The 3485-nt window shown below is 74.1% G+C and carries 2 protein-coding genes; both read right to left on the bottom strand.

The features are described from left to right. The coding region (locus tag GT045_RS17900) for a protein kinase (RefSeq protein ID WP_161334785.1) at positions 1-779 on the bottom strand (779 nt) is incomplete at its 3' end. Positions 780-942: 163 nt separating this feature from the next. After that, positions 943-3018: a serine/threonine-protein kinase gene (locus tag GT045_RS17895; RefSeq protein ID WP_161334784.1), complete on the bottom strand. Its 2076-nt coding sequence runs from the start codon at positions 3016-3018 to the stop codon at positions 943-945. Positions 3019-3485: the final 467 nt, after the last annotated feature.

Below are 3485 nucleotides of genomic sequence, written 5' to 3'. Positions count from 1 at the left end.
ACACCGCCGCTGCGGCCACCGGAGGCGGCCGGAGCCCCGGCTCCCGGTCCGGGACCACGCCCGGGCGGGCCGCCGCCCTCACCTGGCCCCGCCGGACCGGTCCGCCTGTCCGGCCCGGCGTCGGGCGCCCCTCCCGCGTCCCCGTCCGGTCCCTCCGGAGCCGGCACCGGGTCGTAACCGCACAGCGCCTCCTCCGCCGCGCCGGCCGCGAGGCCGGTCAGCATCACCCGGCCGTCGTCGCAGACCAGCACCGTACGGACGGTGATGTTGCGGTGCACCCAGCCGTGGGCGTGCAGCACCCTCAGTGCCATGAGCACGTCGGAGGCGACCTCGGCCGCCCGGTACGGCGACAGCGGCCTCTCGGTGAGCAGGGCGGACAGCGGGCGCGCTGCCACCCGCTCGCTGACGATCCACAAAGACCCGCCCTCGGCGAACACGTCGAAGACCTGGTCCAGACGTGGGTGGTCGGGTATGCGGGCAGCCGCCTGCGCGGCCTCCACGGCGCGCCTGACCGCCGGATCGGCGGGCCTCCGGGTGGCCGCCGCGGCGCCCTCGGGTGCCCTGCGTGAGGTGCGCTCCCGTGCGGTGAACCCCTCGGGCAGCCCCTCGGCGTCGATCACCTCGGCCTCGACGACCTCCGGCAACGGCACCTGGCGGACGAGGACTTCCTGGCCGCTGTAGGTGTCGAAGGCGCGGGTCTCGGTGAATTCGTACTCGTCGGACGGTGGCAGTGGCAGGCGGTAGCGGTCGGCGAGCACCCGACCCGCGTAGTCGTCCACTTTGCCTCCCCCGGCCGCCCGGTTGGTCACATCCGATCGCCTCACGACCCGTTTCGCACACGCATGCGGCTGCGTACGGTCCGCGACCCTTCACGATACGTGCCGGAGGCAACCCGCATTGAGAGGATGACGGATTCTCACGGACCAAACCGGCGTGGGACGCCTACGACTTCGGGGTGAAGGACTCCGTCAACGTCTTCCAGGTGTCCTGGATCAGGCCGCCGCGCCAGCCGGCGTCCTTCGCGGTGTACATCAGCCCGTAACCGAGGTGACCGTTCACCACGAACCCGCGGTCGATCGTGTGGTACCGGGTGCCGTCCTCGGTGAAGGTGAACTCCCAGTCGGCGGTCTTCCAGTGCCGGTACTTCACTTCCCCGATACGGATCTTGTGGTACTGGGAGCGCCGCATGTACCGCTCCTGGTCCTGCCAGTCCGCCACCGGGTCGTCCTTGGGCGTGCTGGTCCAGCCGACGAGCAGCCGCTGCCCGTCGGGCCCGGTGTAGCGGTCGCCCGCGTCACCGGTGGTCTGGTACTTCCACCCCTTGGGCAGACCTATCGAGTAGCCCTGGGCGGCCTTGCGGGTCTTCTCGGCCGGCGCGCTCCCGCCGCCCTTCGAGCCGGAACCGCCGGACTTGCCGGAGTCGTCGGCCTCACCGGAGCCGTCGGCGGACGGGCTCGCGCCGGTGCCCGCGGTGGTGCCCGGCGCCGATCCGGTGGCGGCGGAGGCCGAACTCGCGCCGTCCGTCCGCTGCCCGCCGCCCTTGCCGCCGCCGGTGCCCTGGTCCTGCTTGGTGGAGGCACTGGAACTGGCCGCGGCCTTGGCCCCGCCGTCCTTGCCGTCGTCGCCGCCGAGGGCGAACGCCAGCACGGCCCCGAGCACGGCGAGCACGACGACCACGGCGATGATCACCAGCGTGCGCCTGGGCACCACGTCGGTCAGCGGCGCCCTCGGCACCGGCCGCGGCTGGAGGTCCAGGTCCGGCGGCGGCACCACGGGCCAGCCCGAAGCGGGCTTGTCCGTGCCGGTCTTCGGCGCGTTGGTGGCACCCGGCGCCGGCGCCCCGGGCCGCCCGGCGGGTCCGGCTCCCGGCCCGGCCACCGCACCCGGCCGCGCGCCACCGGCGGATCCGGGACGCGTCCCGCCCGTGGCCGCACTCCCGGAGACCGCCGTGCCGCCCGTGCCCCGCGCGGCCGGCTCGTTCCCGCTCTTCCCCCGCGCCGCCGCGGCGGCCGAGGCGGCCCCGGCCGCCTTGCGCACCGACCGCAGCGCGCCGCGCAGCTTCTCGCCGGCCTCCTCGCCCCGCTTGCCCTGCGGCTCGCCGGGCTGCACCGGCAGCGGGACCACCCGGGTGGCGTCCATCGGCTCGGGCTCGGGCGCCCTGATCACCGCGTTGAGCATGGCCCGGGCCCCGGCGTCGTCGAGCCGCTTGGCCGCGTCCTTGGTCAGCAGGCCGTAGATGACGTCGCGCAGCGGTCCCGCGTGCTTCGGCTCCTCCAGGGGCTCGGTCATCACCGCGGTGAGCGTGGCGATCGCCGATCCCTTGTCGTAGGGCGGGGATCCCTCGACCGCCGCGTACAGCAGGCCGCCGAGCGACCAGAGGTCGGCCGCCGGTCCCGGCTTGTGGCCGCGGGCCCGCTCCGGGGAGATGTAGGAGGGGGCGCCGACGAGCATGCCGGTGGAGGTGATGGACGGGTCGCCCTCGACCTGCGCGATGCCGAAGTCGGTGAGCACGACCCGGCCGTCCTCGGCGATGAGCACGTTGGACGGCTTCACGTCCCGGTGCAGGATGCCCTCGCGGTGCGCGGAGCGCAGCACGTCGAGAACGGCGAGGCCCACCTCGGCGGCGCGCTTCGGTGTCAGCAGGCCGTCCTCACGGATGACCTCCGCCAGGGACTTGCCCTCGACCAACTCCATGACGATCCAGGGCCGGTCGTCCTCGTCGACCACGTCGAAGACCGTCACCGCGCTGTTGTTGCGGATCCGGGCGATCGCCTTGGCCTCGCGCAGGGTGCGCGTGATCAGGCGCCGCTTCTCCTCCTCGTCGATGTTGGTCGGGAACCGCAGCTCCTTGACGGCGACCGTCCGGCCCAGGGTCTCGTCCTCGGCGCGCCAGACCGTGCCCATACCGCCCCGGCCGAGGACGTCTCCCAGCCGGTACCGCCCCGCGAGGAGACGCCGCTCGTTCTTGTCCTGACGAGTCTCCTGACGGGATGTGCCCGCCCGCTCCGCCTCCGACATGCGTCCCCTCATACAACCCGCCCTGACAGAGCCTCCATTGTCTCTCACCCCACAAGTGCCCGTCTCCCAGGGTGCCCCTGGGGAGAGCCCGCACTCCCCGTTCCGCGAGCCTTCTTGAAGCTGGCGCTCCCCTTACCGGGATGATGGGTCGTAAGAGGGGAGGATTCGGCACGCCGACGCTTCGGACAGTCCTGGCCATACCGGTTTCTCCGGCACCACCGGCCCCGGCCGCCCCCCGGCTCACATCCCCGGCCGCAGCCGCGGACGACTCCTCCCCCCGGCTCTCCGGCACCGGCCGCTTCCGTTCCGGCCGCGCCGCCGGGACCCCCGTCGCGGTGGCTCCCGCTCCGGCCGGCCGCACGGTGCCGGCCTCCCGGACGAGGGCGGACGCGAACGCCGCCCCCCGCCTCGAACCGCCCCCGCACACCGCCGGTTTCCGCACCCGCACCCGCACCCGCACCCGCACC

The organism is Streptomyces sp. SID486 (genome assembly GCF_009865385.1).
Classification (GTDB): Bacteria; Actinomycetota; Actinomycetes; order Streptomycetales; family Streptomycetaceae; genus Streptomyces.
Note: the sequence above shows the minus strand (reverse complement) of the source record. Positions and strands in the feature narration are given on the sequence as shown.